This is a genomic window from Streptococcus sp. HCA-5024 (genome assembly GCF_037890265.1).
GTDB classification, from domain to species: Bacteria; Bacillota; Bacilli; order Lactobacillales; family Streptococcaceae; genus Streptococcus; species Streptococcus lingualis.
On the sequence record NZ_JBBKBR010000004.1, the window covers coordinates 85,481 to 102,945 of the forward strand.

The window sequence follows — 17,465 nt, forward strand, 5'->3', positions numbered from 1 at the left end:
GCTTTATTTTAATTTTTCTGTGATTTCTTTAGCAAGTAGGAGTCCCAATCGATAGTCTTTGTTGATGGCATGGATGACATCGTTGATATTGTCGGTCTCTTGGATTTTTTCCTTGATGCTATCTTTGAAAGCTTGATCTTTCAAGAGTTGCTCTTGTAAGAGCCGTTGTAGTTTTTCTCTTTCGTACTTGTTAAATAAAAAGAGGACCACTAAACTGATGAGGATTAAGATGTAAACGGTTTGATTCATAGATTACTCCTGTATATAAAGGATCTGAAAATGTAGAGAATGAAGGGCATTGGACATGAGAAAAGGAGTGAGAAAGAACTAAATTGAATCGCATTTAGTTTCTCCTCTCACTCCCATAAGAGATGTTCTACTTATCAATCATTAGATAAGAAATTACATTTTCTCAGGGGCATCGACACCAAGTAAGCGAAGAGCTTCTTTTAAGACTACTGCTGTTGAGTAGCTAAGAGCAAGACGGCTTTCGCGTTCTGGGCTTTCATCCAAGATACGAGTGTGTGCATAGTATTTGTTGAAGGCTTGAGCCAAGTTGATCGCATATTTTGCGATCAAGGATGGATCATAGTTTTCAGCGGCACGTTTAACAACACGAGAGAAGTCTTGGAGCAGCTTGATGATTTCCCAGCTTTCAGGATCGCTCAAGCTGTATGTCGCATCTGTAGATGGTGTGAAGTTGGCTTTGCGAAGGATCGATTGGATACGAGCGTAAGCGTATTGAACGTAAGGTCCAGTTTCTCCTTCGAAGGATACCATGGCTTCGAGGTCGAAGTCATAACCGTTGCGACGGTCTGTCTTCAAGTCGTAGAATTTAACCGCACCAACACCGACTGCATGTGCCACTTCTTCCTTGTTTTCCAATTCAGGATTCTTTTCTTCGATCTGCGCTTTGGCACGAGAGATAGCTTCTTGAAGGGTTGGTTCGAGCAGGATGATATTTCCTTTACGAGTTGACAATTTTTGGCGGTTTTTTGTCACCAAACCAAAGTCAACGTGAACCATATCGTCGCTCCAGTCAAATCCCATTTTCTTCAGAACAGCTTTCAACTGACGGAAGTGGTTGGATTGTTCTTGACCTACAGCATAGATGTTTTTCACAAAGTTGTAAGTCCGTGCACGGTAGATAGCGGTTGCGATATCACGCGTGATGTAAAGAGTGGCACCGTCTGATTTCTTAATCATAGCTGGTGGAAGGTTGACATCATCCAACTCAACGATGCTAGCACCCTTAGACTCTTTCAACAAGCCTTTGTCTTCAAGGATTTGGACAGCTTCATCCATCTTGTCATTGTAGAAAGCTTCTCCGTTTAAGCTGTCAAATTCAACACCGAGGAGTTTGTAGATACGGTTGAATTCTACCAAGCTTTCGTCACGGAACCATTGCCACAACTCAGTCGCTTCTGGATCCCCATCTTCCAGTTTCTTGAACCAGAGACGTCCTTCATCATCAAGCTCAGGATCGTTTTCGATTTCAGCGTTGATCCGAACGTAAAGTTTTAGCAATTCATCGATTGGGTTGGCTTCGACAGCTTCCTTGCTACCCCATTTTTTGTAGGCCACCATCAAGAGACCGAACTGTTTACCCCAGTCACCCAAGTGGTTGATTTTAATCGTGTTGTAGCCCATTTTGCGGAAGATGTTTGAAAGAGCATCCCCAATAACGGTTGAACGCAAGTGACCAACTGAGAATGGTTTTGCGATATTTGGACTTGAAAGGTCGATGGTAATGTTTTGGCCATGACCTTCGTCTTGTTGACCGTAGTCTGCACCTACTTCGATGACGGATTTGATTACTTGATCAGAGATCTTAGATTTGTCTAAGAAGAAGTTCACGTAAGGTCCAGTTGCAACGACTTTTTCGAAGGCGCTTTGGTCAATCTTTTCAGCAATGTCTGCAGCGATTGCTTGAGGAGCCTTGCGTTCCACTTTTGCAAGTGAGAAGGCTGGAAAAGCAATGTCACCAAGATCAGATGATTTTGGTTGTTCAAGCAAATTTAAAATAGCATCTTGGTCAAGAGAGTCAATCACTTTGGCCAATTCACTAGCAATGAGTTCTTTATTGTTCATATTAGCTCCTTAGTCCTTTTAACTATTATTTTAACACAATTCTGAGCGAATTTTCAATTTTTTTGGTATAATTTAAAGTATATTTATTCAAAAGTGGAGGTCCAATGAAAAAGACAGAACGTCACCTTTTGATTCAACAAATGATTCGAAATGAAAAATTGTCGACTCAAAAAGAGATTCAGGATCGATTAGAAGCAAAAGGCATTGCTGTAACGCAAACAACTCTGTCACGAGATTTGCGAGATCTGGGTCTAGTCAAGGTGAAACGAAAAGACCAGTTGTATTATATTTTGCCAAATGAGCCTGAGGTGGCAGAGATTTATATTATGTTGTCCAGCCATGCCAAGTCTGTCTCACGAGCAGAATTCACCTTGGTCTTGCGGACAGAGCTAGGAGAAGCAGCTCTCTTGGCCAATGGTGTAGATGAGATGTCAGATGAGCGTATTTTGGGAACAGTAGCAGGGGCCAATACCCTCTTGATTGTTTGTCGAGACCAAGATGCAGCCATTGAAATTCAAAATGAAATTTTAGGGATGATGCAGTAGTCAAGCCCCGTTGGAGAGAAAGAGAGATGTCAAAAGGAGGAAGATAGTGAGCTATCTACTCCTGTTTTCATCTAAGGAGCTTGTGTCAGGAAACGACGCAACAGTAAGGAATAAAGAAGTATGACAGTAGAAAAAATATCCCCTGGAATGCAGCAGTATCTAGATATCAAAAAAGATTATCCGGATGCCTTTTTGCTGTTTCGAATGGGAGATTTTTACGAATTATTTTATGAAGATGCAGTGAATGCAGCTCAAATTTTAGAGATTTCCTTAACCTCACGGAATAAAAATGCAGAGAATCCGATCCCCATGGCGGGTGTTCCCTACCACTCGGCCCAGCAGTACATCGATGTTCTCATCGAACAGGGCTATAAGGTCGCGATTGCAGAACAAATGGAAGACCCCAAAGAAGCCAAGGGGGTCGTTAAGCGTGAAGTCGTACAGGTGATTACACCGGGTACAGTGGTGGATTCGACCAAGCCAGATAGTGAGAATAACTTCCTGGTTGCTTTGGATCGTTCAGGAAATGATTATGGGCTAGCCTATATGGATCTGGTGACAGGGGAGTTTCAGGTGACGACCCTCAATGACTTTAGCATGGTTTGTGGAGAAATCCGCAATTTACGTGCGCGTGAGGTGGTCCTGGGTTATGAGTTGCCAGAACAGGAAGAGCGTGTGTTTGTTAGCCAGATGAATCTTTTGCTGTCACATGTAGATACGGCGCTTGACGATGTTCAACTCTTAGGGGATCAGTTGAGTGAGCTCGAAAAGAAAACGGCTGGAAAACTTCTCCAGTATGTCTACCAGACACAAATGCGGGAATTGAGCCACCTCAAAAAAGCCCATCATTATGAGATTTGCGATTTCTTGCAGATGGACTTTGCGACCAAGGCTAGTCTTGATTTGACAGAGAATGCGCGAACTGGGAAGAAACATGGTAGCTTGTATTGGTATTTGGATGAAACCAAGACGGCCATGGGCGGTCGTTTGTTGCGGTCCTGGATTCAGAAACCCTTAGTCGATTTGAAACGGATTCGAGAGCGCCAGGACATCATTCAGGTCTTTATGGATCATTTCTTTGAACGGAGCGATTTGACCGACAGCCTCAAAGGGGTCTATGACATTGAACGCTTAGCGAGTCGGGTTTCCTTTGGCAAGATCAATCCTAAGGATCTCTTGCAGCTAGGAGATACTCTGGGTCATGTGCCGACGATCAAGGCGATTCTACTGGGGATTGGTGATCCAGTCTTAGATGTCTTAATTGCACGCTTGGATGAACTTCCCGAGTTGCACCGCTTGATTACCTCGGCTATTGCTCCGGAAGCGTCTGCTATTATTACAGAGGGAAATATCATCCGAACAGGTTTTGACGAGCAATTGGACCAGTACCGTGTCGTTCTTCGGGATGGTACTGGTTGGATTGCTGAGATTGAAGCCAAGGAGCGCGAAGCCAGTGGCATTACAGGTCTAAAGATCGATTACAACAAGAAGGATGGCTACTATTTCCATGTCACCAATTCTCAATTGAGTCACGTTCCTGCTCACTTTTTCCGCAAGGCGACCTTGAAAAATTCAGAACGCTTTGGTACGGAGGAATTGGCACGCATCGAAGGAGATATGCTAGAGGCGCGTGAGAAGTCTGCTAATCTGGAATATACGATTTTTATGCGGATTCGGGAAGAAGTTGGCAAGTATATCCAACGTCTACAACAATTAGCTCAGGCGATTGCGACGGTTGATGTTTTACAAAGTTTAGCCAGTGTCGCTGAGTCACAACAGTTGAATCGTCCCCTCTTTCATGAAGAACGGCGAATCGCGATCGGCAAAGGTCGTCATCCGGTTGTTGAGAAAGTGATGGGAGCCCAGTCCTATATTCCTAATAGCATCTTTATGGATGAAGAACGTGATATTCAGCTGATTACGGGGCCAAATATGAGCGGGAAGTCTACCTATATGCGCCAATTGGCGATCATTGTGATTCTTGCCCAGATTGGCTCCTATGTTCCAGCGCAAAAGGCCGAGTTGCCAATCTTTGATGCGATTTATACCCGAATCGGAGCTGCTGATGACCTGGTATCGGGTCAGTCTACCTTCATGGTAGAAATGATGGAGGCCAATCACGCCATTCGCAAGGCAACACCCCAGTCCTTGATTTTGTTTGATGAGTTGGGACGGGGAACGGCGACCTATGATGGGATGGCTCTCGCCCAATCCATCATCGAATACATTCACGATCGCACGGGTGCCAAAACCTTGTTTGCAACCCATTACCATGAGTTGACGGCTCTCTCAGAGACCTTGTCCCGTTTGGAAAATGTTCATGTTGCGACCTTGGAGCGAGATGGTCAGGTTACCTTCTTGCACAAGATTGAACCCGGCCCAGCGGATAAGTCCTATGGGATTCACGTGGCCAAGATCGCTGGTTTACCAGAAGAATTGCTGAAGCGGGCGGATGCGATTTTGACCAAGCTCGAAGGACAAGCCCAGCAAGTACCGCTTGCGGATGTAACTCCTAAAAAGGAAGGGTCTTCGCAGGTTGCTGAACAAATGTCCCTCTTTGAGGAAGAGACAGAAAATACAGTGATTACAGAATTGAAGAATCTGGATCTCTACAATATGACTCCCATGGAAGTCATGATGGCAGTCGCCGAATTGAAAAAGAAATTGTAAAAGAAGATCCTCGTAGCACTGAGGATCTTTTTGCTTAGTGGTTAGCAATGCTTTGGTTGATTTCTTGGACTTGTTTTTTATAAAAATGATGGGAGACCAACCAGATGATCACGTAAACGAGGGTGAATTCGACAATGAGCGAGAGGTAAAATCCGAGTCGTGCTGGAAACCAGCCGGCTAACGTAGCTAGGGGAATAAAGCCAAGCAACATGAGTAGGTAATGGCTCAGAGTAGCCCGTAAGAGGCTCCAGTCTTTTTGAAAGAGGAGACTTCCGAAGCTAAAGAGGACTCCAATTGCACCCCAAACGAGAGCACAATAGAGCATGACCAGTGAGCCGTGAACATGATGCAAGAACATCCAGCGGCCGACTGCAGAGTTGGGACTTAAGGGAAGGTACAACTCAGGTGAGAAGAGGTAGGAAAAGAAGATGGATAAGATGAGCCCGATGAGAATGCCTTTCAGGGCGTCAGAAAAAGATTGTTTTAGCATGATAATTTCTCCTTAATGGCTTTCAAGTAACGACGGGAGGAGTAGGTCAGACTCCCGTTTTTAAGATAGATTTGCACCGATCCTCCACTGGTAAAGTGCAGGTGGTCGATAGATTGGGTGTTGATAATTTCAGATTGGGAAATTTTGAGAAAGCAGGTCGGTAAGTCTTCAGATAACTGATAGAGTGGCCCAGTCAGAATAAATTGATCTGTCATGGTCTCACCAATTACTTGCCGATTTTCAATGTAAAAACGTTGGAATAGCTGGCTTTCGATCAGATAAGCTTCCCCATCCTTTTTAGCACGTAAGCGCCCTTTTTGATCCAATTCTTCCACAAAGTCACGGATTTTCTCTACACGCGCAGACAGTGCAGGTGCTGTGATCATCACCGCTTCTTCTTGGAAGTGGGAATCAATGTGTACTTCAACTTTCATAAGATCGTTTCTCCCTCCTTTGGGTAAAGTCGGTTGGCCTGCTAGCCCGGCTCCTTCTTTACACTACTATTAAACACTTTTTCCAAAGGGAAGACAAGGGGATTTGTTTATGTGGTCGTTTTCTTTGCCTATGCGGTTTTTAAGGAAGAAGATGGGGCCAGCCTCTATTTTTTAAGAAAGGGAGTCTTGTGGATCTGTGGTATAATAGAGCTACATGTATCGGTGAAAAAATAGGTAAAGGAGCAGACATGTCACAGATTATTGAATTGCCAGAGGTCCTAGCAAATCAGATTGCGGCAGGTGAAGTGATTGAACGACCTGCTAGTGTGGTCAAGGAATTGGTTGAAAACTCGATCGATGCTGGGGCTAGCCAGATCGTTGTTGAAATCGAAGAAGCAGGATTGAAGTCGATTCGGATTACAGATAATGGGGAAGGAATTGCGCACGATGAGGTCGCTTTGGCCCTCCGTCGACATGCGACCAGTAAGATCAAGAGTCAAGCGGATCTTTTTCGTATTCGAACGCTTGGTTTTCGTGGTGAGGCCATGCCTTCCATTGCTTCTGTCAGTATTCTAACCCTTCTAACGGCGCAAGAAGGAGCTGCCCACGGGACCAAATTGGTCGCAAAGGGTGGCGAAATCGAGGAAGTGGAGCCAGCGACAAGCCCTGTTGGGACCAAGATCACAGTGGAAGATCTCTTTTTTAATACCCCTGCTCGTCTCAAGTATTTAAAGAGCCAGCAGGCAGAGCTGTCCCATATCGTAGATATTCTCAACCGCTTGAGTTTGGCCCATCCTGAGATTGCCTTTACCTTGATCAATGATGGAAAAGAAATGACCAAAACAGCGGGGACTGGCAATCTCCGGCAAGCGATTGCGGGTGTCTATGGCCTTGCGTCTGCTAAGAAGATGGTGGCCATTGAAAATCGTGACCTAGATTTTGAAGTGACGGGCTTTGTGTCTTTGCCTGAATTGACTCGTGCCAATCGCAATTACATCAGTCTCTTTATCAACGGCCGTTACATCAAGAATTTCTTGCTCAATCGAGCTATTTTAGACGGCTACGGCAGTAAACTCATGGTGGGGCGCTTTCCGCTCGCGATCATTAATATCCAGATAGACCCTTACTTAGCGGATGTCAATGTTCACCCGACCAAGCAAGAGGTTCGTATCTCCAAAGAACGAGAACTGATGGCCTTGATCTCCCAGGCGATTGCGAATGCTTTGAAAGAGCAGGACCTGATTCCAGATGCTCTAGAAAATCTAGCCAAGTCGACCATTCGCCGAACAGAAAAGCCAGTACAGACAACCCTGCCTTTAAAAGAAAACCGTCTCTATTATGATCGAGAAAGCCAAGATTTCAAGTTTCGACCAGAAGTGGCAGATCCTCAACGGCCTCTAGCAGATGAGACTGCTACTGAAGCTAGAATCCAAGAAAACCCAGTAGAAAAACCAACAAGCGCGATCAAGTTTGCGGAAAGAAAGGCTGTGGTTTATGATGAACTGGATCATCCAGAGTTGGATCTGGCTAGTCTAGACAAGGTCTATGATAAGTTGGATGGGGAAGAACATTCGACCTTCCCAGAGTTGGAATATTTTGGTCAGATGCATGGAACCTATCTCTTTGCCCAAGGCAATGGGGGCCTTTATATCATTGACCAGCACGCGGCCCAAGAGCGGGTCAAATACGAAGAATACCGGGAGAGCATCGGGGACGTAGACGGCAGTCAGCAACAACTGCTGGTGCCCTATATCTTTGAGTTCCCTGCAGACGATCTGATCCGCCTGCAACAGCGCAAGCACCTTCTAGAAGAAGTAGGCGTCTACTTAGAAGAGTACGGAGCCAACCAGTTGATCTTACGGGAGCATCCGATCTGGATGAAGGAGGAAGAGATCGAGTCGGGTATCTATGAAATGTGTGACATGCTCCTCTTGACCAAGGAAGTGTCCATCAAGAAATACCGGGCTGAGTTGGCCATCATGATGTCCTGCAAACGCTCCATCAAGGCCAATCATACACTGGATGATTACTCCGCACGGGATCTCATCTATCAACTGTCCCAATGTGACAACCCTTATAACTGCCCTCATGGCCGTCCGGTTTTGGTTAACTTTACCAAGTCAGATATGGAAAAGATGTTCCGACGCATTCAAGAAAATCACACCAGTCTACGGGAATTGGGCAAGTATTAAACAAACAATAAAGGAAGATTATGTACGAATACATTAAAGGAATCTTAACGAAAATTACCGCCAAATACATCGTGGTAGAAACAGCTGGAATAGGCTATCTCTTGCATGTGGCCAATCCTTATGCCTACTCTGGCAAAATGAATCAAGAGGTGCAAGTCTATCTGCACCAAGTGGTCCGGGAAGACGCTCACCTTCTCTATGGCTTTGCGACAGAGGAAGAGAAACAGCTCTTTTTAAACTTGATCTCAGTCTCTGGGATTGGACCTGTCTCAGCTCTGGCTATCATTGCTGCGGATGACAATGCAGGCCTTGTCCAAGCCATCGAAAGCAAGAACATCACTTACTTGACCAAGTTTCCGAAGATCGGCAAGAAAACAGCCCAACAGATGGTGCTGGACTTGGAAGGTAAGATCAATCTTGATCTAGAAGATGCACCGGCTCAGTCCAAAGCTAAAGTTGCAGAAGAAAACCAAGCCCTTGAAGAAGCTATGGAAGCCATGTTGGCATTGGGCTACAAGGCAACGGAACTTAAGAAAATCAAGAAATTCTTTGAAGGAACTTCTGATACTGCTGAAAACTACATCAAGTCTGCCCTGAAGATGTTGGTGAAATAGGAGATTCCTATGCCAAAACGTTGTGGCTGGGTCAAAATGACCAACCCGCTCTATGTGGCCTATCATGATGAAGAATGGGGACGACCCCTGCATGATGACCAGACGCTTTTTGAGTTGCTTTGTATGGAGACCTATCAGGCTGGTTTGTCTTGGGAAACGGTCCTCAATAAACGGCAGACTTTCCGAGAATCTTTTCATGGTTACCATCTTCAACGCGTCGCAGAGATGACGGATGAAGAACTGGAATCCTTGTTAGACAATCCAGCTATCATCCGAAATCGTGCCAAGATCTTTGCGACACGGGCCAATGCTCAAGCCTTTCTACAAGTCCAGGAGGAATTTGGATCGTTTGATGCTTATCTTTGGTCTTTTGTCAATGGGAAAACCATCGTCAATGATGTCCCGGATTACCGACAGGCTCCTGCCAAGACAGCTCTTTCTGAGAAGTTAGCCAAGGATCTCAAAAAACGTGGTTTTAAGTTCACAGGACCCGTTGCGGTCCTGTCCTACCTACAAGCAGCAGGCCTGGTCAATGACCATGAGAATGATTGTGAATGGAAAAACGGTGGTTAGTTAGTATAGGTAACTAGAGTATATGAGAATATAGAAAAAAGCTGAGAAATTTTTCTCAGCTTTATTTGTTATAGTCAAAGCGAATGACTTGCTCCGTTGCATCTACATGGGCGTGGACTCCAAAGGGGACAATAGCTCTTGGAGTTGCATGACCAACATTTAGATTATAGACAATCGGGATATTGCTGTCAATGATATCCAATAGTGCCTCTTTATAGTCGTCATAGAAAGTTTCATCCATAGGTTTCCCGACCAAGAGTCCGCTGATGACCTCGAATATCCCAGTTTCCTTTAAAGTCTGCAACATCTTTTTGAAATATTCTGGCTCAGGCTTTTCTTCGCTTGTCTCTAGCAAGAGGATCTTTCCTTCCCAGTCTGACAAGTCAGGGAAAAGTTTGTATTTTTGGCAGAGCTCCGTGCTGTCTGCGTATCGAGAGTTGTCAAAGATATCGTAGAGAGATTCGAGGCAACCACCGAGGATTTCTCCCTCGAACTGGGCATTTCCTTGTAACAAGTCAAAACCTGTATTTTCATGATTAACACGAGGTGTTCCCAGAGCCTTGGGACTGAAGTCAGTTCGTTCCTCATACCAAACGTCACTAGGGCGGATTTCTGAGATTCTTCCCGTCTCAATCAATTCTTTAAAGTAGTGAAGGCTATAGGCTAACATTTCTTTGTCTAATTCACAAATGTCTGCTAAAAAGGATTGACCATAAAAAGTTTTAACACCTAGTTTATGCAACATGAGATGGTTCATGGTTGTATCCGAGAAACCAAGAAAAATCTTTTGTTTGATAACTTTTTCTAGTTGGTCATTTTCAAAAAGGTAGGGCAACAAACGATAGGTATCGTCTCCACCGATGGCGCATAGGATCATGTCGATGCTATCATCAGAAAAGGCCTGAATCAAATCCTCTGCACGTGCTTCAGGATGTTCTTTGATAAAATCTAAGCCTTTTAGCGAATGGGGTAAAAAGATAGGATTGAGTCCTAGATCCTTGAGACGTTGAATACCCAAGTCCACTTCGTGTTTGACAAAGTCTTCTCCGATAATGCCACTAGACAAACTAACAATACCAATAGTAGAAATCATATCTCATCCTCCTAGAAATAAATTGATGCTATTGTATCACAAAAGAAGAGGGGAAACAACAAGAATTAGAATCAGAAAAAGGCTTTTAGATCAAGAAAGTAGTAAGAAAGCAACCACTCGATGTGGTTGCTTCAGAATATAGATTAGCTCTATCAACAATAGAAAATAGCCCTTTAGAAGTTGATTGCCACATAGTTAAAACTCTTAGATATGCTGATGTAATAGTGTTTCTAAGAATTTTTTACTTTATAAAAAGAAAAAGATTGAAGAAAGTTGTCCAAAATGGACTTTATCTTCAATCTGTTTTTTAAATAATTTAGGAAATTGTGTTAAAATGAAATGAAAATTACGAATAGTATAAGTAGGAGGCACCATGAAGGCGGAAATTATTGCAGTTGGAACAGAAATTCTAACAGGACAAATTGTGAACACCAATGCTCAATTCTTGTCTGAAAAATTGGCTAGTTTAGGAATTGATGTCTATTATCATGTGGCGGTAGGAGACAATGAAGGTCGTCTCTTCTCGACCATTGAGACAGCTTCAAAACGCAGTGATTTGGTGATTTTATGTGGTGGACTTGGGCCAACAGAGGATGATTTGACCAAGCAAACCCTTGCTAAGTTCTTAGGGAAAGAACTGGTTTTTGATCCAACAGCGCTTGCTAAACTCGACACTTTCTTTGCTAGTCGCCCTGATTATGTCCGGACGCCCAATAATGAGCGACAAGCACAATTGATTGCCGGATCAATCCCCCTTCAAAACCGTACAGGTCTCGCGGTTGGAGGTTTGATTGAAGTTGATGGTGTGACCTATGTCGTTCTACCTGGCCCACCAAGTGAGTTAAAACCCATGGTCAATGAACAATTGGTGCCTCATTTGACGACAGGGGAAGAGCTCTTTTCAAGAGTCTTGCGCTTCTTTGGGATTGGGGAAAGCCAGCTGGTTACGATCCTAGCCGATATCATTGAAAAGCAGAGTGATCCGACGGTGGCTCCTTATGCCAAGACGGGAGAAGTAACCTTGCGTCTGTCTACAAAGGCGAAGGATCAAGCCTCAGCGGATGCTAAGCTCGATGTCTTAGAAAAGGAAATCTTATCACGCCATACCCTGGACCATCAACCCTTGCATAAGTTGTTTTATGGTTATGGGGATGATAATTCGATGGCCAAGGTGGCCTTTGATCTCTTGAAACGGACTGGTAAGACCATTACAGCTGCAGAAAGCCTGACGGCTGGCCTTTTCCAAGCGACTCTGGCAGATTTTTCAGGGGCGTCCAGCATCTTTGCAGGTGGTTTTGTCACCTATAGTCTGGAAGAAAAAAGCAAGATGTTGTCTATTCCAGCTCAAGAGTTAGAGCAACATGGAGTGGTGTCTCACTTTACAGCTCAAGCCATGGCTTCACAGGCCCGTAAGTTAACAGGATCCGATTATGGTGTTAGCCTAACCGGAGTTGCGGGGCCAGATAGTCTAGAAGGGCATCCAGCAGGGACAGTCTTTATCGGACTTGCGACTCCAAATGGAGTGGATAGTGTCCAAGTCAATATCGCTGGACGTAGCCGGGCGGATGTCCGCGAAATTGCAGTCCTTCATGCCTTTAATTTGGTGCGCTTGGCTGTATTAAATGGTGAAAATTTGGTATAATGAAGCTTGTGCCAAATGAAGAATAATTCTAAAAATGGATGGGAAATGTGCCTTTCAAATGACGGAAAACGTCGGTGAGTTGCATGCATTTCCTGTATAGTAAAAACATAGGAGAAAAGAATGGCGAAAAAACAGAAAAAATTAGATGATATCTCTAAGAAATTTGGAGATGAGCGTGAAAAAGCGCTCAATGATGCCCTGAAATTGATCGAAAAAGACTTTGGTAAGGGATCGATCATGCGTTTGGGCGAACGTGCAGAGCAAAAAGTACAAGTCATGAGCTCTGGTTCCTTGGCGCTTGATATTGCCTTGGGTGCTGGTGGTTATCCAAAAGGTCGGATCATCGAAATCTATGGTCCAGAATCATCTGGTAAAACAACCGTTGCCCTCCATGCAGTAGCGCAAGCACAGAAAGAAGGAGGCATTGCTGCCTTTATCGATGCGGAGCATGCCTTGGATCCATCTTATGCAGCAGCTCTCGGAGTCAATATCGACGAACTTCTCTTGTCTCAACCAGACTCAGGGGAACAAGGACTTGAAATTGCTGGTAAATTGATCGACTCTGGTGCGGTTGATTTGGTGGTTGTCGACTCTGTTGCGGCCTTGGTACCTCGTGCGGAAATCGATGGAGATATCGGGGATAGCCACGTTGGTTTGCAAGCTCGGATGATGAGCCAAGCGATGCGTAAGCTTGGAGCTTCTATTAACAAGACCAAGACCATTGCTATCTTTATCAACCAATTGCGTGAAAAAGTTGGGGTCATGTTTGGGAACCCTGAAACCACACCTGGTGGTCGTGCCCTGAAATTCTACGCTTCTGTCCGTCTAGATGTTCGTGGAAATACTCAAATCAAGGGGACTGGGGACCAAAAAGATACCAACGTTGGTAAGGAAACCAAGATCAAGGTTGTGAAGAACAAGGTAGCTCCACCGTTCAAAGAAGCCATGGTTGAAATCATGTACGGAGAAGGAATTTCACGTACAGGTGAATTGGTGAAGATTGCAACAGATTTGGATATCATCCAAAAAGCGGGTGCGTGGTACTCATATAACGGCGAAAAAATTGGTCAAGGATCTGAAAATGCTAAGAAATTCTTGGCTGACCACCCAGAAATTTTTGACGAAATCGACCATAAGGTTCGGGTTCATTTTGGTTTGATCGAAGAAGACGAAGCAGTGAAAACCCTTGATAAAACTGAAGAAGCAGCTCCTGTCGTAGAAGAAGTAACTCTAGATTTAGATGATGCGATTGAAATTGAAGATTAATTTTTTTCAAAATAGGTCGCTAGACTGATGGTTTTTGTGTTATAATTTAATACGATAGTATTATCGTGTGGCGAAAGGAGTGCATGCATGATTAAAATTTATACAGTGTCAAGTTGCACCAGCTGTAAAAAAGCAAAGACTTGGCTCAACGCTCACCAGCTAACTTATAAAGAACAAAACCTCGGTAAGGAAGGGATCACCAAAGAAGAATTATTGGATATCCTTACAAAGACTGAAAATGGAGTGGCAAGTATTGTCTCTTCAAAAAATCGATACGCTAAAAATCTAGGAGTGGACATCGAAGACTTGAGTGTCAATGAAGTCATTGACATCATCATGGAAACACCTCGTATTCTTAAAAGTCCGATCTTGGTAGATGACAAACGTCTCCAAGTGGGCTACAAAGAAGACGATATTCGTGCCTTCTTGCCACGATCAGTTCGAAATGTAGAAAATGCAGAAGCGCGGATGCGTGCAGCTCTTTAAAGTGATTGAAAATCAGAAACAATTTGTTTCTGATTTTTTCTTGTTAAAAATCGGAATGAAAAGCAGTTTACTGCGCCATTTTACCAAATCTATGATACAATATTTTAGAAAACAATAACTAGTAAGGAATGGAAAATGAAAAGGAAAATCTTCTTATTGGGTGCGCTTACCTTGTGTTTGACGGGATGTGGTCAAAAAAAACAAGCGAAAACGCCAAATTCAAGTGAACAAAAGGCAATCCAAGCAAAAGCAGAGCAACTGCAAAAGGATAATAAGAGTATCCTGCAAAAAGCTGAAGAAAATAAAGTCATCACTAGAACCTTTGTCTTTCCAAAAGATGACAAGGGGACACAACAGACGCAAATCGTCACCTATGTGGGGAATACCTTTAAAAAATTGGAGACCATCAATGTGACGGCAACCGATGAGGAGATGAAAAAAGGGATCCAACAGGTTGGAGTAGAGGAAGCACAAAAGCAGTTGAGAGAATCCTTTAACAAGGATGATGCCTTTAAGGAAGCTTTGACAGTACCAGGTTTCACAGCTGATTTGACCTTGGAAAATGAGAATGAATATAAGGTGACGATCACCTATGACTTTGAAGCGATGGATGTGAAGAAGGCCGAAGGTATGACCTACTTCAAAAATAATCACTTACCAGAGTTGTTGAAGTTGACACCGAGTCAATTTGCGGACAATCTTATCAATGCTGGAGCAAGTGAGCAAAAATAAAAAACAGTTTAGCTAAAATAGCTCAAAAATGCTTGAAAAAGCTGTAAAATCAAGGGCTTGACCGTTGTGGAAAACTCTTGATTATGGTATAATAGTAATATTCTAAGGAAAGAGGGTGTTTTTGTGGGATTTACAGATGAAACAGTACGTTTTAATCTTGATGATTCAAATCGTAAGGAAATTAGCGAGACCTTGAAAGATGTTTACTTGTCACTGGATGAAAAAGGCTACAATCCAATTAATCAAATCGTAGGATACGTACTCAGTGGTGATCCTGCCTATGTACCTCGTTATAATAATGCACGGAACCAAATTCGTAAATATGAACGAGATGAGATCGTGGAAGAATTGGTACGTTATTATTTGAAAGGGCAAGGAATAGACCTCTAATGAGAATTATGGGATTGGATGTTGGCTCAAAGACCGTCGGGGTTGCTGTGAGTGATCCTCTCGGTTTTACAGCTCAGGGTCTTGAAATCATCCAAATCGATGAAGACAAAAAAGAATTCGGTTTGGAGCGCTTGGCCGAATTAGTAGCTCAATACAAGGTGGACCGTTTTGTTGTGGGCTTGCCGAAAAACATGAACAATACCAGCGGACCACGTGTGGAAGCCAGTCAGGCTTACGGCACGATGATTGCTGAAAAGTTTGGCTTGCCAGTCGACTACCAAGATGAACGGTTGACAACAGTTGCTGCAGAGCGGATGTTGATTGAGCAAGCAGATATTAGCCGTAGCAAACGTAAAAAAGTTATTGATAAGTTAGCAGCGCAGCTTATTTTACAAAATTATTTAGATCGCAATTTTTAGAAAGAAAACGAGGAAGAATAGTATGGCGCATGATCATAACCACGACCATGAAGAACGTGAATTAATTACATTGGTGGATGAACAAGGAAATGAAACCTTGTTTGAAATTCTTTTGACCATTGATGGCAAAGAAGAATTTGGAAAGAACTATGTCCTTTTGATCCCTGCAAATGCAGAAGAAGATGAAAACGGCGAAGTTGAAATCCAAGCTTATTCATTTACAGAAAACGAAGACGGAACAGAAGGCGACCTTCAACCAATCCCAGAAGACTCAGATGCAGAATGGGATATGATCGAAGAAGTCTTCAACAGCTTTATGGAGGAGTAAAAACGTCCGGGGGACGTTTTTAGCCCAACTCCTAGAAACTAGAAAGAGTTGAAACATCCGGTGGATGTTTTTAGCCCTGCTTTAAGAAGCAAGAAAAAGCAGGAAGTCCGATGGACCTGCTGTAAAAATGAGAAAGAAATAACTACAAAAGAAAGGAGCGCAAACGTCAGAAGAGGTTTTGTCGCTTTTTTCTTTTAGGAGGAAGATGTGAATAAGATTGAGCAATGGATGAATAGTCGGATCGGTCTGAATTTTCGATCGGGACTGGATCGTATGGAGCAGGCAGTGAGCCTTTTAGGGAGGCCGGATAAGGCTTACCCGATCCTTCATGTGACAGGAACCAATGGGAAGGGATCGACGATCGCCTTTCTGCGCCAATTGTTGATGGCTCATGGGAAGAAAGTTGGAACCTTTACTTCTCCTCATATGATCAGTATCCATGATCGGATTTGTATTGGGGATCAGCCAATTTTGGATGAAGATTTTACTCGGATCGGTCAAGAGGTGCAGCAGATGGAGCAGACCCTACTCCAAACTCAGGATCAACTCTCTTATTTTGAGATTATCTGCCTCATGGCCCTCTTGTATTTTAAGGAACAAGGAGTAGACGTGGTCCTGCTGGAAGTTGGTATCGGAGGGCTTCTAGATACGACCAATGTAGTGACGGGAGAGATCGCAGTGATCACTTCGGTTGGCCTGGATCACCAGGAAACACTGGGAGGGACGATTGCGGAAATCGCCCAGCAAAAGGCAGGAATCTTTAAGAAGGGCAAGACAGCTGTTGTGGGTCCCTTGTCGGATGATGCTATAGCTGTTTGTCAAGAAAAAGCGGAGCAATTGGCTGTGGCTCTCCACGCCTTCCAGAAAGATTTTGGGTTAGAGCAGGACCGTTTTTGGAATGAAAGCGTGGAACTTGTCTTGCCGTCTCTGGGTTTGAAGGGTGATTACCAACGGGAAAATGCTGCAGTAGCTCTAGAAGCCTTTTTCCTCTATATGGAAGGCCAAGATCAAGAAGTGGATATGGATCAGGTCAAGCTGGCCTTACAAGAGACGCGGTGGCCGGGACGTCTAGAGTTGTTTGGCGACCAGGTGTATCTGGATGGCGCCCATAATCCTCATGCTATGTTGCGCTTGATCGAGTTTGCCAATAGCTTAGCAGGAAAGCGCGTGAAGATTTTATTTGGAGCCCTCAAGCGAAAAGATTATAGCGGGATGCTCCAAACGCTTCAAGCGGGATTGCCGGAAGCTGAATTGATTTTGACGACCTTCCATTACGGGGAAGTGGTGGCACAAGGCGACCGACAAGACCTGCCCTATGTAGCGGACTACAAGGCCTATATCAAAGAATTTATGGATCAGAGTCCTTCAGATGAAGTCTTATTTGTGACAGGATCCTTGTATTTTATTGCGGAAGTAAGGGCATTTTTATTAGAGGGGTAAACAATTGACCTAGAGACTTTCTTAGCGTATACTGGTGGTAGATGGTATACGGTTATGGCG

18 protein-coding genes are annotated in these 17,465 nt (G+C 43.9%); 13 read left to right on the forward strand and 5 right to left on the reverse strand.

Features of this window, described 5'->3' with window-relative positions:
• Positions 1-3 precede the first annotated feature (3 nt).
• Together WKT08_RS07425 and argS are read right to left on the reverse strand one after the other, a co-directional pair.
• Positions 4-249 (reverse strand): hypothetical protein, encoded by a 246-nt coding sequence (locus WKT08_RS07425; protein ID WP_023919916.1) that lies wholly within the window; start codon positions 247-249, stop codon positions 4-6.
• A gap of 153 nt (positions 250-402) precedes the next feature.
• The gene (gene argS, locus WKT08_RS07430) at positions 403-2,091 is read right to left on the reverse strand and encodes an arginine--tRNA ligase (protein ID WP_340281144.1); all 1,689 of its coding nucleotides are present in this window, start codon (positions 2,089-2,091) and stop codon (positions 403-405) included.
• 104 nt (positions 2,092-2,195) lie between these two features.
• Between argS and argR the strand changes: the two genes are divergently transcribed.
• Positions 2,196-2,636 (forward strand): arginine repressor, encoded by a 441-nt coding sequence (argR, locus tag WKT08_RS07435; RefSeq protein WP_003009125.1) that lies wholly within the window; start codon positions 2,196-2,198, stop codon positions 2,634-2,636.
• Positions 2,637-2,756: 120 nt separating this feature from the next.
• Complete coding sequence (mutS, locus tag WKT08_RS07440; protein ID WP_340281146.1) at positions 2,757-5,306, forward strand: DNA mismatch repair protein MutS; 2,550 nt, start codon at positions 2,757-2,759, stop codon at positions 5,304-5,306.
• A gap of 34 nt (positions 5,307-5,340) precedes the next feature.
• Here mutS and WKT08_RS07445 read toward each other — a convergent pair whose 3' ends face one another.
• Both WKT08_RS07445 and WKT08_RS07450 read right to left on the reverse strand, forming a co-directional pair.
• On the reverse strand, positions 5,341-5,796 hold the full coding sequence (locus tag WKT08_RS07445) for a DUF3021 domain-containing protein (RefSeq protein WP_049496494.1): 456 nt from the start codon (positions 5,794-5,796) through the stop codon (positions 5,341-5,343).
• Complete coding sequence (locus WKT08_RS07450) at positions 5,790-6,230, reverse strand: LytTR family DNA-binding domain-containing protein (RefSeq protein ID WP_151191311.1); 441 nt, start codon at positions 6,228-6,230, stop codon at positions 5,790-5,792. Before WKT08_RS07450 ends, WKT08_RS07445 begins: the two co-directional genes overlap by 7 nt.
• A gap of 248 nt (positions 6,231-6,478) precedes the next feature.
• On the opposite strand from WKT08_RS07450, the gene mutL reads away from it, so the two are divergent.
• From mutL to WKT08_RS07465, 3 genes are read left to right on the forward strand one after another with little or no spacing between them, the layout of a single operon-like run.
• Complete coding sequence (gene mutL / locus WKT08_RS07455) at positions 6,479-8,422, forward strand: DNA mismatch repair endonuclease MutL (RefSeq protein ID WP_340281150.1); 1,944 nt, start codon at positions 6,479-6,481, stop codon at positions 8,420-8,422.
• Between the two features lie 20 nt (positions 8,423-8,442).
• A complete protein-coding gene (gene ruvA / locus WKT08_RS07460; protein ID WP_013904320.1) occupies positions 8,443-9,036 on the forward strand; it encodes a Holliday junction branch migration protein RuvA in 594 nt (197 codons plus the stop codon).
• Positions 9,037-9,045: 9 nt separating this feature from the next.
• Positions 9,046-9,609: a DNA-3-methyladenine glycosylase I gene (locus WKT08_RS07465; protein WP_340281153.1), complete on the forward strand. Its 564-nt coding sequence runs from the start codon at positions 9,046-9,048 to the stop codon at positions 9,607-9,609.
• A 61-nt stretch (positions 9,610-9,670) separates the two neighbouring features.
• Here WKT08_RS07465 and WKT08_RS07470 read toward each other — a convergent pair whose 3' ends face one another.
• The gene (locus WKT08_RS07470) at positions 9,671-10,702 is read right to left on the reverse strand and encodes a S66 family peptidase (RefSeq protein WP_340281155.1); all 1,032 of its coding nucleotides are present in this window, start codon (positions 10,700-10,702) and stop codon (positions 9,671-9,673) included.
• A gap of 373 nt (positions 10,703-11,075) precedes the next feature.
• Here WKT08_RS07470 and WKT08_RS07475 point away from each other — a divergent pair, with 373 nt between their 5' ends.
• From WKT08_RS07475 to WKT08_RS07510, 8 genes are all read left to right on the forward strand, one after another.
• Complete coding sequence (locus tag WKT08_RS07475) at positions 11,076-12,344, forward strand: competence/damage-inducible protein A (protein ID WP_049507412.1); 1,269 nt, start codon at positions 11,076-11,078, stop codon at positions 12,342-12,344.
• A 120-nt stretch (positions 12,345-12,464) separates the two neighbouring features.
• Positions 12,465-13,610: a recombinase RecA gene (recA, locus tag WKT08_RS07480; RefSeq protein WP_003002082.1), complete on the forward strand. Its 1,146-nt coding sequence runs from the start codon at positions 12,465-12,467 to the stop codon at positions 13,608-13,610.
• Positions 13,611-13,697: 87 nt separating this feature from the next.
• On the forward strand, positions 13,698-14,096 hold the full coding sequence (gene spx, locus WKT08_RS07485) for a transcriptional regulator Spx (protein WP_003009108.1): 399 nt from the start codon (positions 13,698-13,700) through the stop codon (positions 14,094-14,096).
• 135 nt (positions 14,097-14,231) lie between these two features.
• Positions 14,232-14,828, forward strand: coding sequence for an SP0191 family lipoprotein (locus tag WKT08_RS07490; protein ID WP_118396264.1), 597 nt, complete (start codon positions 14,232-14,234; stop codon positions 14,826-14,828).
• 123 nt (positions 14,829-14,951) lie between these two features.
• Entirely contained in the window at positions 14,952-15,218 is a 267-nt protein-coding gene (locus WKT08_RS07495; protein WP_003002070.1) for an IreB family regulatory phosphoprotein, read from the forward strand.
• Complete coding sequence (gene ruvX, locus WKT08_RS07500) at positions 15,218-15,637, forward strand: Holliday junction resolvase RuvX (RefSeq protein ID WP_003014525.1); 420 nt, start codon at positions 15,218-15,220, stop codon at positions 15,635-15,637. Before WKT08_RS07495 ends, ruvX begins: the two co-directional genes overlap by 1 nt.
• A gap of 22 nt (positions 15,638-15,659) precedes the next feature.
• Entirely contained in the window at positions 15,660-15,965 is a 306-nt protein-coding gene (locus tag WKT08_RS07505; protein ID WP_003001941.1) for a DUF1292 domain-containing protein, read from the forward strand.
• Between the two features lie 207 nt (positions 15,966-16,172).
• On the forward strand, positions 16,173-17,405 hold the full coding sequence (locus WKT08_RS07510; protein WP_340281163.1) for a bifunctional folylpolyglutamate synthase/dihydrofolate synthase: 1,233 nt from the start codon (positions 16,173-16,175) through the stop codon (positions 17,403-17,405).
• Positions 17,406-17,465 lie beyond the last annotated feature (60 nt).